An 18,334-nucleotide genomic window follows, 5' to 3' on the forward strand; every position below is an offset into this window, starting at 1 on the left:
CCGAATTTCTCTAAACGTGAATACGAAACGCTCCTGGCTTATGGACAATCAAAAACTGCCAGCAATTTATTCGCGCTTGAACTCGACAACCGAGGCAGGGCTTTTGGCGTAAGAGCGTATAGCCTTCACCCGGGTTCAATCGGCGGAACGGAACTAGGTAGAGAGGCGCCCCTGGAATTGTTTCAGGAAATGGGCTTTGTAGATGCTGATGGTCAGATGCTGCCGGAAGTAGCCGCTTCCTTAAAAACGGTTCCTCAGGGTGCCGCCACCACTGTCTGGTGTGCCACGAGTCCAATGTTGGAAGGTATTGGAGGGGTGTATTGTGAAGATGGCGACATTGCAGTACTGGCGGATGATAAGGGAACGTCAGGTGGGGTGAAAAGCTATTCGCTTGACCAGGCAAATGCAGGACTACTTTGGCAATGGACAGAGGAGGTAACCGGAATAAGATTTAACATTGGGTGATGTTATAAAAATATCAGTTTGAGAGATTGTGTGAAGGCCGTAAATGATATCTTGTAAGAGGTTTTAAGATTAAGAGTTGACCATGGACTACCAGGCTAAATACATAACCGAAGACATTAAACTTTCCTGTTACGAAGACAGGTTTTTTAAGTCGGATATCATGTTCGAGCATCACATGCTGATATGGTTCATTTCGGGCGAAACGAAAATTGTGCAGGCAGATGCCACATATATTTTTAAGGCGGGTGATATTTTCCTGATACCCCGTAACCAGTTAGCTACGATTATCAACTATCCGAAAGACGGCAAACCGCACAAGACCGTGGTGATGCATCTGACCACAGAACGTCTTCGGGATTTTTATGCTGATCGTGTGATGAGCACTGTTGCTTCTGAGTCTAAAAGGATTTATACGTTCAGTGCCCATCCTTTGCTGGAAAGCTGCTTGGCTTCGCTGATTCCCTACTTTGAATTAGAGGAATTGCCTGAAGATATTGCTTCTTTAAAAATCAGAGAGGCAGTCAGCATTCTGCGGGTGATCGACAAAGACATAGATCATGTTCTGGCCAACTTTAAAGACCCCGGTAAGATTGATCTGGCAGACTACATGGAAAAGAACTTTATGTTTAACCTGCCGCTGGGAAAGTTCAGCTATCTTACTGGTCGTAGCCTCACAACATTCAAGAGAGACTTCACCAGAGCCTTCAATGTTACACCGCAGCGGTGGCTTACAAGAAAGCGCCTGGAACTGGCCCATTACCAATTTGTTGAAAAAAGAAAGAAACCCATTGAGGTCTGCTACGAGGTAGGTTTTGAGAACTTATCGCACTTCTCATATGCTTTCAAAAAGCATTTTGGTTATGCGCCGACCAAACTAATTGGTCAGTCGGTCAGCGAGTAAGATAGCCTCAATCAAGTCCGCCTTAGTTTAAATACCTGGATTGGATTTGAATGGATGTCTGTCCAGCGTCGTGAAACAAACTATTGAATTGCGGGAGAGATTATTATGATTTGCTCAACTAGTTATTTAGTTTTGAGTATTCTTAATCAGAAAGTGATGAAAACAAAAGATCTTACAAAAGCAGAGGAGCAGCTTATGCAGGTGTTGTGGAAAATGCAAAAGGCTTTTGTTAAAGAAATGGTTGAACACATGCCGGAGCCCAAGCCCGTGCAAAGCTCTGTGTCGACGATCATGCGGGTGTTAGAAGCCAAAGGGCTCGTGGGATATGATGCATTTGGGAAAAGTCACCGCTACTATCCATTGATTTCCAGAGAAGAGTATAAGCGGTATCGGCTTGTCAAACTAATGGGCAATTACTTTGATAACTCCGTGCAAAAGCTGTTTTCTTTTTTCATGGATGAACATGCAGTTCCCAAAGAGGACGTTAAGGAAATTGAAGAAATGCTTCACAGACTTAAAAACCAGCAGACCGGAAAATGACAACATATTTTATCACCGCCAATCTTCTCCTGATTGCAGGCTACGGATTTTACAAAGGGTTTCTTGCAAATGAGGTGTACTTCACGCTCAATAGAATTTCCCTGATCTTACTTGCAGTACTTTCATTCTGTATTCCCGCAATCCCCATCAGCCCTCAGTTTTCTTCCGATATTCCACTTGACCTGGTTATCCGGACAGAAACAATACCAAACATTTCAAATCAAATCCGGGGTATGCAATTCTCTGACTGGCTTTGGCGGATCTATTTTCTGGGGGTCTTGCTGAAATTTAGCGGGCTCATTTTAAGGTTGTACGCTATCAGAAACAGAATTAAAAGGCCTACAAGCAATGCTGCATTCTCGTTCTTTAAATACAAAGTAATTGATCCAAAAGCGGGCAACTACGAAGTTATCAATTACCACGAAGACGTACATATAAAGCAATGGCATAGTCTGGATATCCTGTTCTTTGAAGTTTTGGCAGTCGTTGTCTGGTTCAACCCGGCTGTTTATCTTTATCAGATGAGTATTAAAAGGGTTCACGAATTTTTAGCAGATCAGCTGACGGCCACTCACTTCGGCGATCGACATCAATACGCACTTATACTCCTTGGCAGGGCAACGCCCGATGCGCCAGGAATGACCAATCAGTTTCTTGCTGACAGGCACATGCTCAAATGGCGGATATCTATGTTAAGCAGGCATGCCTGCTCCAGAGCACGACTTTTAAAATATGTTCTATTGATCCCATTGTTATTTTGCCTGAGCTCATTTTCTGGATTCTACAAAAGCGCGGCAAAAGCGATAACAGTTGGTGAGTCGACGATTATTTCTCCGGTATTCCCAGGCGGATTGGAAGGTTTTCAGAGCTATTTGTTTGAAGCCGTTCTTGAGTCAGAAATTTTCAAGGCGCATCATGATAAAGGTAAAGTTTTGGTGCATTTCATTGTCGACTCAGAGGGTAAAGTTGTTGAGGCAAAAGTGAAGGAAAGTCCGAATACCAACCTGAGCCGGGAAGCTGTCAGGATTATCAGTAACTCACCAAAATGGTCACCTGGTTACCAAAACAGTCAACCGGTACGTGTAGGGTATGAGATAAAATTAGGTTATGAGAGAAGGGTTAATTAGTTGATATTTAAGTAGATAAAATCAGTACAGAAAACAAATTATACTTATAACTAATAAATAAGCTGAGATAAACTTTAAAATAGTTTTATAACTAAATTATAAGTTATACTTTTGGTTGGAAAATATATTTTCCGATTAAACAGCTTTTTCATGAAATCACCTAAGGGTTACATCAGACTAATACTGCCCCTGCTTTTTATCATTGTTTTATCTGGTTTTGTAATGGCTCAGAATAAGGGCGTGAGTAGAATTTTTGGCGCAGTCACTGATTCAAATCAACAACCGCTTCCATTTGCTGCAATCGTTTTGAAGACTAAAACTGATTCCGTTGTTGTTAAAACGGCATTGAGCGAAATGAACGGCAGCTTTGTGATTGCCAATGTTCCACAAGGGAGTTATAGGCTTGAAATTATGATGCTTGGTTACGAGCGGTTTAGTATCGAGGTTGATACAGAGGTTACCGGACAGGATCTTCAGCTGGGTGCCTTAAAGCTAATAGCTTCGGCAGAAACCCTGTCTGCGGTTACTATATCGGGTCAGAAGCCATTCATAGAACAGCGGGCTGACAAGATTTTGATCAACCTGAGCGATAAGCTTACCGGCGGATCATCCCTGATGGAAGTAATGGACCGCCTGCCGGGTGTACAGGTTACGCCGGATAATCTGATCAGTTTAAATGGGCGAATTGTGCGTATATACATTGACGGCAAGCAGACACCGTTGTCTGTTGACGCTTTGGCAGGACTGTTGCGAGGGATGTCGGCCAGCTCAATTGAAAGGGTAGAGCTCATCGCCCGGCCGTCTTCGAAATACGATGCTTCTGCCAGCGGTGGGATTATCAATATAGTCAGAAGGAGGGGCACCCGGGAGGGGCTAAGAGGTAATATTTATGGTGGCACAGGATATGGGAAATACGGGAAATATAATGGCGGGATCAATCTCAATTTCAAAACCAGTAAGTACAATCTGCTCCTGAATTCAGATTATAATTTCAATAAGTACTTCGTAAACAATTCCCTTGTGGCAACGTCCACAGAGCCACCAGCTTCATTTTCGGATGGCTCAGAATCTTTAATTCACAGCGTGCGGAAGGCTAATAATATTACGCCCAACGTTGGAATCGATCTGTATTTAAGTAAAAAGACAACGCTTTCGTTTGCTGTTACGAATGCATTACAATTATTTAAAAAGGATGCTTTTTCTGAAACCACCACGCTCACAAAGCATGATGTGACCGGAAATTTCGACAACAGGGTAAATACGAAAATGAACAATTTTTCAGCGGGCCTTCATTTGCTTCATCAGATGGATACCCTTGGGAAGGAACTGGTGGTTGATCTGGATTATTACAGCAATAACAACAACTCGGACCAGTACAATACAGAGCGGATTTTTACTCAAACCGGGCAGGAACACAGACGCACTTTCTTTGATCAGAACAACGCATTTAAAGTGTACTCTGCCAAAGCGGATCTGACTTTTCCACTCAAAAACAAGGCCCAACTGGAAACCGGCTTTAAGTCCAGTCATGTAACAACCGGGAACCAAAACCGGCTGTACGAAATGCTGGGCAGTGAAATGGTGCCGAACAATGCTCAAAATGACCTGTATCGTTATACGGAGAGCATCCATGCCTTATATGCCACCTATCACAGAGATCTGACAAAAATGTCTTATCAGGTCGGCGTCAGGACCGAATGGACCTGGAATAAAGGCAATCAGGAGCAATCAAACCAGCGATTCAGGCAAAATTACGTGCAACTCTTTCCAACATTATTTGCAAATTACAAGCTCACAGCTAACCAAAGCATCATTCTCAGTGCCGATAAAAAAATTAATAGGCCGACCTACGAGAATATGAACCCGCTGTTGCGGATTGTTAATGCCAACAACTTTGTTGAAGGCAATCCGAAACTGCGACCCGCGTCATCTTACACTGGTTCAGGTACGTATGCATTAAAGAATGCGTTATTTGTAACGCTCAACTATGGGATAGATTTTCGGGATTTTACCTACTTTGCGTTTCAGAACGCGGCAGGGGACAGCACAGTGATCCGTCCTGTTAACAACAGACACACCCAGACTTACAGCCTTGTTACAGCATACAACAAACAAATAAAATCCTGGTGGTATACAAGCACCAATATCACCATGAGGAAATTGTCATATCGCATGGCAGACAATGATAAAGCGGTAAGTGGCATAACATCGTTTAATTTTGATACCTATAACAGCTTTTCACTTAGCAAACAGCTGTCGTGGCTGGTCCTTTTCAGATACCGCGGAAAATCACAGGAGCGTAATATAACAACAGAGGCTTACTTTACATTGACTACCGGAATCAGGCAATCACTGTTCGATAAACGGGCAACAATAGCCTTAAATGTGACAGACATTTTTAACACCTACAAAAACAAGTATTTGCAACAATCACCAGTACTTCGGCAGATTTGGGAGAACAAATACGAAACCAGAACGATCAGACTGAATTTTACCTATAGTTTCGGTGGACAGATCAGTAAAACCAAAACGAGCGATGCCGCGGCAGATGAAAAACGCAGAAGTGATATCAGAGAGAATTGATCGACCCGAAATTGCAAGAGAGTGAGGGGAACAGATTTGGGCCGTTTCTTAATATGTTGCAGTCTGTCGCAACAAGTGGTAATCTTTTCCGCGTAAAGTTTCTTAACATACAGCAGGTGATAAAATCTCAGTCTACGTCAAGGCTAACTGCTGAGGAATATTTTTCAGTGCTGATTATAAGATGTGATACCACCCAATAAAAACCTGTATGCTGAAAATCTTCAACCTTCCTCTGTTATTTCTATTTATTCTGGCTGGTTGTGGTTCCGAGAATGGTGGCAGGCAGGAATCATCCGTCAAAACACCGTCTTATCAGGTAGGCTACCGGGTTATGTCTTTTGTAGACAGTTCAAGAACTTACAGACCAAATGTTGAGCAAAGCGATCCTTTGTATTTTCGGCCAATTGATGTGGATTTGTGGTACCCCGCTCACCCGGGCGCTTCTGATACCACGCTGCGGTTTGGTTATTTCCTGAACTTGCTGCAAGAACGGGCTAATTTCTACAGTGCTCCGCAGAAGTTCGATAGTTTGCCCATTACCATAGGAAGGTCATTTTGTGACGCCTTCGCCTGCTCCCAGCCTGATCTTCTTTTGCAGCATCCTACCGCTACATTTGATCAGGCCAAACCATCGTCGAAAAAGTTTCCGTTAATCCTTTACCTGTCAAGTTTTGGTTCGATGGGTTACGAGAATTATCTTCTCTTTGAATCGCTTGCCCGCGAGGGTTATATCGTTGCCTGCGTGAATTCCATAGGTCGTTATCCTGGCGATATGACGATGAAAAATGCAGATTTGATCCAGCAGGTTATGGATGCCGGGAAGATTTTGAACCGGTTGAAACAGGAAAGCGGGATAGACACGACGAGGATCGGCTTGCTAGGTTATAGCTGGGGTGGGATGGCCGCAGTACTGCTGGCAATGGCTCGGAAAGACATACGCGCAATCGTTTCCCTGGATGGCTCAGAAGTACATCATTATGGCTACTCGAAGTCAGAGGATATGGATTTCAATTACACAGTCAACACAAAGGATTTCAAAAATGCAACCTTGTCTATTCCTTACTTACGGTTGGAGAGCAACCCTGAACCCGGGAAGGCAAACAGAGATTCTACCTATAACTTTTTGAGCAAGGTCAGTGGTGAGAAAAATGTAATTAAAATTGATTCTGCCGGGCATCAGGACTTTTCTTCTTTGCCCTTGGTTGTCAGAACCTCTGGCAAATGCTCCCTTTCAGAAGTTTACAGTATTATTTCCTCACAAACCATCCGGCATTTTAACAGGTATCTGAAAGGCGACAGTGGTGGGGGAAAATAACCGGAAATAATTCGGCCTGATTTTTATTTTTATCAGTTTCTCATTACTGCAAGTTGAATACAATAGGCAGATTATAGTTGACTCTCACTGGCACACCATCTCTCTGGGCAGGTTTCCATTTGGGCATATCTTTTACCACCCGGACTGCTTCGCTGGACATCAAGTCATGCGGAGAAGCCAAAACGGAAATGTTGTACAGACTTCCATCCGTATCGACGGAAAAATTGAGAAGTACTTTTCCTTCCATTCCTTGTTTTCTCAGACCTCTGGGATAACCGATATTCTCTTTCAGAAAGCGGTACATCTCGCTGACACCGCCAGGAAACTCTGCATTAACAAGGACACTTTCGGATCCATCTTCCTTGAAGTATCTGGCTTCAATCTGCTTGCTGGAATTATCATAACGCAGATAAAAATCAATCTGTCCGTTTTTGTAGTAGCTAATTTCTTCGTCTACCTTACTTCCATTCATAAACATGGACTTTGACTTAACTTGTCCATCTGGATAGTAGTATTCAAAAGGTCCGTGTTTGCGAGTCATCTGCTTGTCCTGATAAGTGCCGGTCATCTGCAACTGTCCGCTGCGATAGTAGTCGGAAACCTGCCAGAATCCGTTCTCATTGTTATACGCCACTCTATGAAACGCCGCTTTGGCGGAATCTGAGATTACTTTCCAGTTTTGATCGTAGAAAACCCGGATCGTATCTTCCTGAGCAAAGGTGGCTGAAAGGCCATAGAAACTCATAAATATCAAAAGTGTTAAAAATCTATTCATAGCGAATTTTGAAGGGTAAGGTAAAATTAGCAGTTACATAATTAAAAAGTAAGATAGCGATCTGGTTCGAAAAGTCGCTGACCTTATCCTGAATAAGGTGAGATACCTACCGTTACTGAAAGCGCTTTCGGCTCTTGGGTAATGTCCTTCGGACTGCTAATCCTTTTATTGAATTGCTCTTCAATGGTGTTCAATATCGAACACTGTTTTGTACGCTGGTGAACAATTTTTCAATGTAAATACTTCGCTAACAGTATTGTAGTCACTTTTTAGGCACTGGCAAAGTATTTGTTTGACATTTACATATCTAATGCTGGTGTTATGAAGGGAACTTACCTGGGTGAATTTGAAGAAGTGGTGTTGCTGGCCGTTGCAATCCGGACAGGCGATGCGTATGGAGCAGCTGTGGTCAATGAAATTGAACAACAGTTAGATCGTTCTGTAAATCTGGGTGCGGTGCATACTGCCCTGCACCGGCTTGAAGAAAAAGGACTGGTCAAATCCGAAATGGGCGGAGCGACCGGTGAGCGGGGTGGGAGGAGTAAAAGACTCTACCTGGTGACAGCATTGGGGCGCCGGGCGCTGGAAGAAATCAGGCAGCTTCGTAACCAAATGTGGGATAACATTCCAAAAATAGCCTGGTCATGAACCGATCCAAACCAAAACACGAAATGCCGCCTCGATGGGCGACGCTACTGCTGAAAAGTGTTTGTCCGGCGCGTTTGGCGAACGAACTGGAAGGTGACCTGCATGAATTATTTGAGCAGCGGGTAAAGACCTTGGGCCTACGCCGCGCCAGGTGGCGCTACATAAAGGACGTAAGCAGCTTAATGCGGCCATCGCTTATGAAGAGCAAACCGAGTCAGTATCCAAACCCTAGCCATACAGATATGCTACAAAACTACATCAAGATCGCCTTTCGCAACCTTGTCAAAAACCGTACTTATTCCGCAATCAACATTGTCGGTCTTTCTGTTGGTATGACCACTGCCATACTCATCGGTCTTTGGATGTGGGACGAGCTCTCATTCAACAAATATCACCAGCATTATGATCGCATTGCGCGGGTGATGCAGCATCAAACATATAACGGAAACACGAGTACTACTCCGGCTACACCTCTTCCCATGAGGGCGGCGCTACAAAATGAACATGCGGCGGAATTCACTCATATGGCATCGTCATCCAGAACAGAAGACCATATCCTGGCGGTGGGGGACAAGAAAATTTCCAGGAAGGGCAACTGGGTAGAGCCCGACTTTCCCACTATGATGTCGCTTCGGATTGTTAAAGGCACAGCTGCCGGTCTTGATAATCCTACTTCTGCGCTGCTTTCAGAGTCGGTTGCCGAAGCGCTTTTTGGTGATCAGGATCCGATCAATCAAACCATGAAGGTGGATAACAAAAACTACTTTAAGGTGACAGGGATATATGAAGACTTACCAAACAATACAGAGTTTAAGGATGTATCGTTTTTGCTACCCTGGAAATACTTTTTGCAGGAAAAACCATGGGTAAAACGATCAGAAAATAATTGGGGGAACAATTCCTTTCTGCTGCTGGTCCAGCTTGCTCCAAACACGGGCTTTGATCAGGTGAGCGCTAAGATTGAAAAAATTAAGGCACGGCATGCCAAAGAAGAAGCCAGATTTGACCCGAAGGCCTTTCTTCATCCGATGAACCGTTGGCACTTGTATTCCGAATGGGAAAATGGAGTGCCCGTTCGCGGAAGGATACAGTTCGTTTGGTTATTTGGTATTATCGGAGCTTTCGTTCTTCTTTTGGCCTGCATCAACTTTATGAACCTGTCTACGGCCCGGTCGCAAAAGCGTGCCAAAGAGGTAGGTGTTCGCAAGGCAGTAGGTTCTTTGCGAAGCCAGCTGATCGCCCAGTTTTATACTGAATCTATTTTGGTGGCCGTATTTGCATTCTTACTCGCCCTGATACTGGTACAACTGTTTTTGCCATGGTTTAACCAGGTTGCGGACAAACAAATAGCTTTTCCATGGACAGATGGCAGAAGCTGGCTTTTTGGTCTTGGCTTCACGCTTGTAACGGGCCTTTTAGCTGGCAGCTATCCTGCGCTGTATCTGTCCGCTTTTCGTCCTGTTAAAGTTCTTAAGGCGGCTGGTTCCTCCTTACGATTACAGGCGGGTCGTTATGCCACCTTGCCGCGTCAAACCCTTGTAATTGTACAATTTACCGTATCAATTACCCTTGTGATTGGAACACTGGTTGTACTGCGCCAGATCCAGTATGCCAAAGACAGGCCTGTTGGCTTCGATCGTGCCGGATTATTATCGGTGGCGATGAACACGCCCGACCTGCGCAAAGACTCTGACGCACTTGCCCGGGACCTGTTTCAAACAGGAGCTGTGGTAAACATGACGAAATCTTCCAGTCCAACTTCTGAGGTGTGGAGCAGGGATGCCAGTTTTAATTGGGAAGGTAAAGATCCAAACCAACTGGGCGATCTGGGTACGGTAGGGATCACCCACGAGTATGGTCAAACAGTGAATTGGCATATTAAACAAGGTCGTGACTTCTCGAAAGAATACGCGACGGACAGTCTTGGAATGGTGCTCAATGAAAGTGCGGTAAAGTTTATGGGACTAAAAGAACCTGTTGGCGCGCGTGTCCAATGGAACGGTGAGAAGTATACCGTTGTCGGTGTCATTGGCGATGTTGTTACCGGATCTCCGTTTATGCCTATCGAACCCACCGTTTTTATGTTGCGGGAAGACTGGGCCTCATTTATTCACATCAGGCTCAATGCTGCGGTAAGTACCCGGGACGCAATTGCAAAGCTTGAAACCGTATTTAAGAAACACAATCCGGGAAGTCCTTTCGAATACAAATTTGCCAGTGATGAATATGACTACAAGTTTCGCGCGGAAGAGCGCATTGGTCAACTCTCTTCAACTTTTGCATCTTTGGCTATTATTATCAGTTGCCTGGGGCTGTTTGGCTTGGCATCATTTCTTGCAGAACAGCGTCAGAAAGAGATCGGAATCCGTAAAGTCCTGGGCGCTTCTGTGGCTCATTTATGGCAGATGCTCTCAAGGGATTTCCTTGTTCTGGTGCTGATCTCCTGTGTGGTAGCTGCACCGATAGCCTACTACCTGATGCATGACTGGCTTGAACAATACAGCTACCGAACCGCTCTTTCGTGGTGGATTTTTGCTGCTGCAATCCTGGGAGCCCTTGTCATCACACTTCTGACTGTCAGTTATCAGGCAATCAAGTCGGCGCTTTTGAATCCTGTAAAGAGTCTGCACAATGAGTGATTAAGTAGATCCCGAAATAAGTCAGCTAATTTCTGGTAACTCTGATCAAGCGTTACGGCTTACACAGCTACTCCATTGATATCGTTCAGTTTAATGAACATGGCAAATAAAAATCCCTGGTCGTCTGGCCAGGGATTAAATCGTTCTATATCAGACTTTCAGGCCTCTGCCAGATGTAATTCTTTCGCCTGATTGGAAAATTGAGGGGATGGTTTAAAATAGGGGATAACGTGAGAAGGCACCGCAATAGTTGTATTGGCCAGCATATTTTTGGCCGTCTTTGCCGCTCTTTATTTAGTGATAACCTCCAAGGTCGCGGAAATAAACATTTGCTCATTATGAAAACAAGAATCATTTCACTTACACTGGTCCGTTTGGGAACAATCGCAACTGCCCACGGCAAACAGCGCTGAAGGATAGCCTCCACAGAAAGTTTTTATCGGCAGTACGCTATTTTTGCGGGGTAATCTGAGTTGTAAAAATGCTCCTGCCAGGTTAATTCTTGTTCCGTTTCGCTCAAAAATTACCTTTCCATTGCCGGGGAAATTGCCATTCCATTTCGCATAAAATCTCTACGCCAGCGGTATAGCCTCGCTGGTGGAATGTCCAATTCTTTTGCCAAGACACCAAGGTCTGTGCTGCTGCTGCGCGGCGGATCGTTCAGTTCAACGCTCATCAGTTTGAACTACTTATCAAATACTCTTCTTCTCCAGACACAAGTGTTAAGTTATAAAAGTTTCACTTAACTGCTTGTCCTCATAAAGTATCCCGATCCCGATAAAGCGCTAATGTTTCGGTTGAAATAACTTCAAGAATGGGTTCGACTAAAAAGATGCCACCATGCAACGAAGTCACAAAGAAAATCCACGATTTGTTGTCTTTGCGACTTCGTGGCAAAACGAAAGTTATATAGTAGGTAGCATGTCTATCTTTTACAAGTTTCGTTCAAAAATCCGATTCAGATCAGATTATTTTCATACACATATTTAACCAATTCCGTAGAGGAGTGGAGATTCAGCTTTCTCATAATGTTTCTCTTATGAGCCATGATGGTGATCGGGCTCACAAAAAGAATCTCTGCTACCTTTTTTGTTTTATTGCCGGCAGCTACAAGGCGTAAAACCTCCATTTCTTTTTTGGTTAAACCGGAATTTCCAGTAAATAAGATGCTGTCCGTAAGTCTGCCCGTAAGGTCGCCGCTTATGAACCTTTTTCCGTCAAAGGTGTATTCCAAAGCAAGAATAATTTCGTTAGAAGTAACTGCTTTACTCAAATAACCATTGGCACCGGCTGCCAGGCATGACTTGATGCTGTTTGCATCTACCACACTGCTAATGACCAAAATAATAATTCCTTCGTAGGCTTTTCGGCAGGTAGCAATAAAGTTTAAAACATTCTGTCCGGGGATAATCAGATCCGTGATAACGATGGTATAATTTTCGATCTCAAGACCCTTTGTGGCACGTTCAGTAGACGAAAAAATATCAACTGTTGATTCTGGTGGCAAAATTTTAAGTAATAATTCTCTGAATCCTTCAGCTACCAGTGCATGGTCATCAATGAGCATCACTTTGACTGCAGAACTATTGTTGGTTTTATTCATAGAAGTGTAATTTTCCACAAAAGTATCACATATGTTTGCCTTAAAAAATACTATAATCATAGTATTTTTTTGATATTTCGTAGTAGCAAAATACTAGCATTGGATAATTGTATTACGATATCCAACAACGGTAATTTGCACTATCGAATTTACGATTAATCTATCGGTGTCCGGAGTGGATATCCCCAGGTAAGCTAGCTATTGTTTGACTCTTCATCACTTATACTATGTCCACTATTGCAGTTATTGACCAGTTTCCAATTGTTAGGTCTGGCTTGGATCTTTTTATTAGAAGCAATTTTAATGATACCACCGTACTCGAATCCACCAGTTTTTGCAGTTTTCATCATGTCAGTCAAAATGTAAAGCCGGATTTATTTATAGTCGGAGCTACTACTGAGACTATTAATAGTCAGTGTGATTTTATTACACAATACATACGGACAAATAAAAGTACCAGGGTCATTGTCTACGATGACTGTCCGGATTTTGCAAAATTATCGCTCTATTTTAAATCCGGAGTTACAGGGTATATCACAAAGTCATCTGGAATGGACGAGCTACTGAATTGCATTTCAGACGTTCAAATTGGTAAGAAGTATATCAGTAATGAAATTCTGGATGTCATGCTGTCCCATTGGTTTCCTGCCAGGAATAAAGGTTCTGTTAAGAGTGCAAGCAAGTTGACACCAAGGGAATATCAGATTGGCAATCTCTTAATGGAAGGAAATTCAGTCACCTCTATTTCGCTAAAACTAAACAGGAAAACTTCAACCGTAAGTACGATCAAAAAGAACATCTTCAAAAAGCTGGGAATAACGAGCTTGTTGGAGTTGAAAGATTCTATGCCGGAGTTCTAGGGCCAATACCATTACCAATTAATTCAATTATTTATCAACCAACAATTTAGTTTGCCTCAAAAGACAATTTTAGAAAATGAAAACTACTACACACAACATTAAGTTTAAGAAAAGTAAAATACTGCTCAGCCTTTTACTAATATCGTTAGCCATGTCGATGGGGTCGCTAGCAATAGCTCAGGGCTATATCTATGTGCACTCGAAAACATTAAATGAAGCAGGTAGCCCTCCAATTACCTACACGGTAAGTGGAGGCAGCACAGCTATACCCTCTTTTACACTGAATGATGATCCTACGCAAACCATTTTGAATGACATTGGTGCATCACAAAATGGCCGTTTATGGGCTGTAAGTGATGCCAATGAATTATACTATCGTGATGCGCTTAGCCCCAATTGGATAAAAACGAGTATTACCGGCGTACGCAGGGTGGATGGTGGACCCAACGGCACCTGCTTTTACATCAATACATCCGGAACCGGTTTTTCTTATACGGGATCTGGCTCCGCCACTCAAATATCTGCGACAGGACAATTTTCTTCTTCCTCCGCAGATATAGGCAGTGGATGGACAGCAACTCCTTATATTGTTAATAACGGTTCGATAGTATATAAGTATAGCGGTTCCGGGACTTCGTGGAACACTTATAGTACCATTTCTGGAAATTCTTTATATAGGATAGATGTAAACCCTTCGAATGGAAACGTTTACGTTGGAGCCAGTAATGGAACCACAAGAACGATCAGGGAAATAACCCCGGCACTTGCTGTTTCAAATTTAGGTAACCCGGGAGGATCTACCGAATATTACAGAGATTTGGCCGTGAACGAGAACGGGGAAATTTATGCTACCGCCTATACCGACTCAGCTCCGTTTGGCTGGTATGTACATAAATTTTCCTCAGGCACCGCTTGGGTAAGAGAACTGGGCTCCTTTGACGGAAGCAACCTTACTGGTGGGGTAGGTAATTCATTATGGCTTACCATGAATAGCGGTGGATGGAACAATGACAATGGTCCGTATCCATTTTATAATATTTTTTCCCGTGGTTTTGACGGCACTGTAGCCACATATATTGATGATGAAAGAGTACGGACAGCACCTGCTGCGGGAAATTCACAGTTAATCCCTGTGGCACCTGGTACTTATACCATTACAGAAACTGTACCAGGAGGATGGAGCTTACAGAAAATTACAGTTTATGATCCAAGTGCCAATTCTTCCGTCAACGTTGGTACACGTAGTGCTATCGTCACGGTGGCAGCGGGCGAAGTGGTCCATGTAGTGTTCCAAACAGGGGAGATTAACCCCTTTAATATGACCACGGATTGTGCCAACGCATACCTTGAGACGTTCGGAACAGGAGCTGTGGGAAGTTATGGAAGTCCGGTAGACGGGCAAACGACCTATCACTACTTAACTGGCAATGCACCGGGTGAAGACGGACACTATAAAATTGTAAACCGTGCCAATCCTGATTTCAATACATGGGACGGAGCGGCAGGAATTGTAGACCATACTCCGTCAGACGGAGCATTGGGATACATGTATGCTGTAAATGCAGGTTACGACAAAGGAGAATTTTTCCGCCGCCATTTTACTGGAGTAATATCAGGTGCCAATTATAGTTTTTCTGCATGGATCGTAAATTTGACGGCTTCGGCTTCGGTAAATCCCAATGTAACTTTTACCATTTTGGACCATGCTACACAAGCCATTTTGGGCGTTTATAATACAGGTGATCTTGCAAGTAACACCGAACCTGGCACCTGGCAAAAATATGGTTTTGATTTCATAGGAGGTTCTTCTTCGGATATAGATTTGGTTATCAGCAATAACGGTATTGGAGGAAATGGCAATGACCTGGCCATAGACGATATCAGTTTCTCGCTGGCTCCACCAACTCCAACCATCGTGGTTGAAAATGGAAGCTGCACCAGTGGACAAGGTTCCATCACAGTCACTTCTCCTCTCAGTGCAGACTATGAATATAGCGTTGACGGGACTACATGGCAAGCAACAACATCGTTTGCAAATCTTGCAACGGGGGCTTATACGGTGTATGTACGTTTTGCTAATACCACCAATTGCACCAATGGCGTTACAAGCGCAACAATTAATCCTTCTATTTGTGGAAATGTTTTTCATGATGCAAATGGGCTGAATGACTCTCAGGTTAACGGTACGCCAATAAACATGGCCGGAACAACTCCGCTTTATGTGAGCTTGTACGATGGGGCAACTTTGGTCTCAACCATTCCCGTGGCTGCCGATGGCGCCTATGAGTTTGTAAATACTACAATCGGTACCACTTACACTGTGGTGTTAGGTACTAATTCAGTTGCCAATGCTACCTCTCCATTCGCAGGAACTGGAACGGGCGGTTGGGAAACTGTTGGAGAAGATTGCTGCGACAATACGGGTGGCGATGGAACTACAAATGGTTCCCTTACAATAACAGTAGGAGCGAGCAATACCAATGCGAATTTTGGCATTGAGCTACAGCCGCAAAGTGACGAGCATACAACAACAATTCCGCAGCCGGCAACAAATGATGTGTTGACACTAAACGGAGTTGGCACAAACCCGCCGCTATTGTCAGGAAGTGATCCTGAAGATGGTACTTACAGTGGAGCAACCGGAACTGTCACAAACCCAACAGGAGTGATTATTACGAGCTTGCCTGCCAACGGTGTTTTAAATTATAATGGCACTCCGGTAACTGTTGGTCAAACAATTGCCAATCCAGCACTTCTTACAATTGTGCTTACGGGAACCGGTTATACCTCTGTGAGCTTCAACTATGCCTACGTAGATGCTGCAAATGTTGACGATCCTAGTCCGGCAACCTATACCGTTAGCTGGACTGGGGCATTGCCGGTAACTTTGATAAACTTTGAAGTGACAAAGTCCGAATCGCAAGTGAGAATAAGCTGGGCTACTTCATCGGAAACTAACAGTTCTTATTTTGATGTAGAACGAAGCACAGATGCACGCACCTGGAACGTGATAGGGAAAGTGTCGGCCAAAGAAAATAAGGATGCGCTTACTGAATACAATTTTACAGATGCAACTCCTGCACAGACTACCAATTATTACCGTTTGAAAATGGTGGATCAGGATCAAAGTTTTGCGTATAGTAAAATACGTTCGGTTTCATTCGAGGGAGTAAATTTAAGAATGTACCCAAATCCCGCCACTTCTGAGTTACATATCGATAACGTGGATTTTAACCAGATTCAAAAGATTGTTTTATATGCCACCACAGGTAACGCTGTGTATGAAAACACTGGTGTGATTAAACCAAGTATCAATGTATCCAGGTTTAATTCAGGTACATATATATTGACAATCACATTGAAAAACGGTGAAAAAATTTCAAGAACCGTTGTGAAAAATTAAATGAATTATTCAGGCTGGGTGATGATCCAGCCTGAATACACAACAAACAGTTACACTATACACACAATAATTGGCCAGCCCTCACCATAGCAGAATTAGCCACTGTGTACTATTCCTAACCTTTTTCATTACAACAGAGACAACCAAAAGTGAAATCCGCTTTTGTTGGTCGACAATTGCCGTATTGCCATTCCTCTTTCCTAACACTTTTTCAAACTTAAACAATATATGATAACACTTTAAACATCTACTTCTATGAAAACCAAATTATGTTCTCTGAATTTCACGACCCCTGGTTATTGGTGCGTCCGTTGCTTTTTGCTTTTCGTTGTGACTGCTTTATTAAATGTAAGATCTCATGGTCAATGTATCCAGGCAACTACCCATACTTCCGCTAGCATTCCGCTTTTAAGTTCTGTTACGAATCCTGCTTTGGCATATGATCTTTCGGACGGGAATACTACCACAGCAGCGACCCTGACCGTAAATGGAATTGGGTTAGCCACATTACGGGTATCTTTTGACAACGTTGCCAACCAAGGTGATTCAATCATTGTTTTATTTGGTGTGCCAACCGCCAACATCTTTGACTGGGGATCTCTGGGCGGAACTACTTTCACTCCGTATTCGGGTACCAATGCAACGGGCACGGCGAGTAGTTCTGTTACAGCGGCCAATTTGTCTTTCCTTGTAACCGTAGGAGCCAATTCGCTTGCACGTATTGCAATACCCGTTACATCTGCTTTGGGTGCCCGGTCTTTGCAAATCAGTTATTTGGGTATTGGAGCCGCATTGAATAAAAGAACTTTCATTTATGATGTCGCCGTAAAACCAGGACCTGTTGTAACCAGTGCTGAACAGTTCGTTTGTGCTCCTGGTGGAACTGCTACCTTCACAGGTCAGTATAATGCTTTGGCGGCTAAGCCCATTGATGTGATTTGGTACGCTTCGGATGGCACGACTGTGTTGCAAACGGATGCCAACCACACAGGATCGCCTTATACCAGTTCTTTCACTACACCATTTGTGAATTCCACCACAACATTTTATGTTCGTGAAAGATGGGCGGGTTGTACGGTTCTCTCAGATCCGAAGCCAGTTACGCTCACGGTTCGTCAGCCTTTAACACCAGATATTTCCATTACCTGTGGATCTCCGGTTACACTGTCAACGACGCTTACAGGTGCGCAGGGTGCAGTGAATTATGTTTGGTCTGCATCCAATGGAGGTGTCATAACTTCGGGAGCCAATTCGGCTACTCCTTCGATCACCACGACAGGCAGCTACCAGGTTACGATTACCGATGCCAATGGTTGTGTCGGCACTGTTACAGAGAATTTTACAACATCTGACTGTGCTGCTCTTCCTGTGACACTTGTGAGTTTTACTGCAAGAAAAAAGGAATCAGCAGTTTCTCTGAATTGGACTACGTCTTCGGAGACCAACAGTGACAGATTTGAAATTGAACGAAGTGG

12 protein-coding genes and 2 pseudogenes are annotated in these 18,334 nt (G+C 43.6%); 11 read left to right on the plus strand and 3 right to left on the minus strand.

Annotation, left to right across the window (positions count from 1 at the left end; genetic code table 11):
* From LZG71_RS29830 to LZG71_RS29855, 6 genes and pseudogenes are all read left to right on the plus strand, one after another.
* Positions 1-465: pseudogene (locus LZG71_RS29830) on the plus strand (oxidoreductase); the annotation flags it as partial.
* Between the two features lie 82 nt (positions 466-547).
* On the plus strand, positions 548-1,366 hold the full coding sequence (locus LZG71_RS29835) for an AraC family transcriptional regulator (RefSeq protein ID WP_233826865.1): 819 nt from the start codon (positions 548-550) through the stop codon (positions 1,364-1,366).
* A gap of 156 nt (positions 1,367-1,522) precedes the next feature.
* Positions 1,523-1,906, plus strand: coding sequence for a BlaI/MecI/CopY family transcriptional regulator (locus LZG71_RS29840; RefSeq protein ID WP_233826866.1), 384 nt, complete (start codon positions 1,523-1,525; stop codon positions 1,904-1,906).
* Positions 1,903-3,033, plus strand: a complete 1,131-nt coding sequence (locus LZG71_RS29845) for an energy transducer TonB (RefSeq protein WP_233826867.1) — start codon at positions 1,903-1,905, stop codon at positions 3,031-3,033. Before LZG71_RS29840 ends, LZG71_RS29845 begins: the two co-directional genes overlap by 4 nt.
* A gap of 150 nt (positions 3,034-3,183) precedes the next feature.
* Positions 3,184-5,616, plus strand: coding sequence for a TonB-dependent receptor (locus tag LZG71_RS29850; protein ID WP_233826869.1), 2,433 nt, complete (start codon positions 3,184-3,186; stop codon positions 5,614-5,616).
* 208 nt (positions 5,617-5,824) lie between these two features.
* Complete coding sequence (locus tag LZG71_RS29855) at positions 5,825-6,931, plus strand: dienelactone hydrolase family protein (RefSeq protein ID WP_233826871.1); 1,107 nt, start codon at positions 5,825-5,827, stop codon at positions 6,929-6,931.
* Between the two features lie 43 nt (positions 6,932-6,974).
* Here the strand turns inward: LZG71_RS29855 and LZG71_RS29860 are convergent, their stop codons facing one another.
* Positions 6,975-7,706 (minus strand): energy transducer TonB, encoded by a 732-nt coding sequence (locus LZG71_RS29860; protein WP_233826873.1) that lies wholly within the window; start codon positions 7,704-7,706, stop codon positions 6,975-6,977.
* A 321-nt stretch (positions 7,707-8,027) separates the two neighbouring features.
* Between LZG71_RS29860 and LZG71_RS29865 the strand changes: the two genes are divergently transcribed.
* Positions 8,028-8,354 carry a PadR family transcriptional regulator gene (locus LZG71_RS29865; RefSeq protein ID WP_233826875.1) on the plus strand — a complete coding sequence of 109 codons (327 nt, stop codon included), beginning with the start codon at positions 8,028-8,030 and terminating at the stop codon, positions 8,352-8,354.
* Positions 8,351-10,993, plus strand: coding sequence for an ABC transporter permease (locus LZG71_RS29870; protein WP_233826877.1), 2,643 nt, complete (start codon positions 8,351-8,353; stop codon positions 10,991-10,993). Before LZG71_RS29865 ends, LZG71_RS29870 begins: the two co-directional genes overlap by 4 nt.
* A gap of 523 nt (positions 10,994-11,516) precedes the next feature.
* Here the strand turns inward: LZG71_RS29870 and LZG71_RS29875 are convergent.
* Together LZG71_RS29875 and LZG71_RS29880 are read right to left on the minus strand one after the other, a co-directional pair.
* The gene (locus LZG71_RS29875; protein WP_233826879.1) at positions 11,517-11,669 is read right to left on the minus strand and encodes a hypothetical protein; all 153 of its coding nucleotides are present in this window, start codon (positions 11,667-11,669) and stop codon (positions 11,517-11,519) included.
* Between the two features lie 282 nt (positions 11,670-11,951).
* Complete coding sequence (locus LZG71_RS29880; protein ID WP_233826881.1) at positions 11,952-12,596, minus strand: response regulator transcription factor; 645 nt, start codon at positions 12,594-12,596, stop codon at positions 11,952-11,954.
* A gap of 227 nt (positions 12,597-12,823) precedes the next feature.
* On the opposite strand from LZG71_RS29880, the gene LZG71_RS29885 reads away from it, so the two are divergent.
* The 3 genes and pseudogenes from LZG71_RS29885 to LZG71_RS29895 form a co-directional block, all read left to right on the plus strand.
* Complete coding sequence (locus LZG71_RS29885) at positions 12,824-13,456, plus strand: response regulator transcription factor (RefSeq protein WP_233826883.1); 633 nt, start codon at positions 12,824-12,826, stop codon at positions 13,454-13,456.
* A 76-nt stretch (positions 13,457-13,532) separates the two neighbouring features.
* On the plus strand, positions 13,533-16,859 hold the full coding sequence (locus tag LZG71_RS29890) for a T9SS type A sorting domain-containing protein (RefSeq protein WP_233826885.1): 3,327 nt from the start codon (positions 13,533-13,535) through the stop codon (positions 16,857-16,859).
* Between the two features lie 255 nt (positions 16,860-17,114).
* Positions 17,115-18,334: pseudogene (locus LZG71_RS29895) on the plus strand (hypothetical protein); the annotation flags it as partial.

It is taken from the genome of Dyadobacter sp. CY312, assembly GCF_021390535.1.
Classification (GTDB): Bacteria; Bacteroidota; Bacteroidia; order Cytophagales; family Spirosomataceae; genus Dyadobacter.